The sequence below is a fragment of the Bartonella sp. AD328YNZD genome (assembly GCF_042196425.1).
In genome coordinates this window covers 1-984 of sequence record NZ_JBHIQG010000606.1, presented here as the reverse complement: position 1 = coordinate 984, position 984 = coordinate 1, and the positions used below count along the sequence as shown (strand labels likewise).

1 pseudogene is annotated in these 984 nt (G+C 39.7%); it reads right to left on the bottom strand.

Annotated elements, in window-relative coordinates:
* Nucleotides 1–945: pseudogene (locus ACFIO3_RS14005) on the bottom strand (hypothetical protein); the annotation flags it as partial.
* Nucleotides 946–984: the final 39 nt, after the last annotated feature.

Genomic DNA, 984 nt, shown 5'->3' with positions numbered 1-984 from the left:
AACTTGACCATCTTTCTCTTTGTTCTTTACATGACGTGCTACAAAGGCATTGGCTTCATCATTCCATAACAAAGCATCACCTTTAACTTGCTGAGTAATATTCGTTATGTTTTTAGTAAGTTCGCTAAACTTATTTGTTACATTATCATTGACATTCTTGATATTGCTATCAAGCTGGCTTTTGTTAACAGCGTCATTATTGTTCTTTGCTTCACCAACACCTGAAATTATCCGATCCGCACCAGTCTTGTTAGCTATGTTGATTTCACTGCCTTCTACTGCAGCTCCAATAGTGAGACGACTCGTTGTCTTATCTTGCTGAACAAAGCTCTCGCTTTCCACTTTGGTAATTACATTATTAACCTGTTCAGTCAATTTATTCTGAACATTCGTGATAGAACTTCCAACTCCTGCAAGTGCATCCGCTACATTCGTATATTTCTTGTCAAAAGAAGTACCATCCTCACTAAACTGCTTGATCTTGAAATCTGGATCTCTCCATATGTTCTCTTCATCGTAACCAGCACCACCACCAAAATAGGATGCAAGTGTGTTACCCATTGCATAAAGTTGACTACCATTGACAGCATCCGTTGATTTAACGCTGATCTCACCACTATCTAGAAACGTAATTTTACTGTTTTCCTGTCTCCTTACAGCTCTGCCTTTTTCTTCTTGCTTCTTCTCATGACGCGCTACAAAGGCATTGGCTTCATCATTCCATAACAAAGAATCCTGTGCTATCCCTTCAGAAACTTCTTTAATCCGTGCATTCACATGCTTGATATTTGTATCAAGACCGGCAAAAGCACTCCCAACATCATTAAAAGAGCCCTCTGTTATATTACCCTTTGTATCAATCTTGGATAAGTTATAAGTTGGTCCCGTCATGGCAGAACCAGCAACTCCTGCACCTCCACCAAAATATTTTGATGTATTCGCCATAGCCGTTTCCAGATTTCTCGCTGTGGACGAAAGACTCTC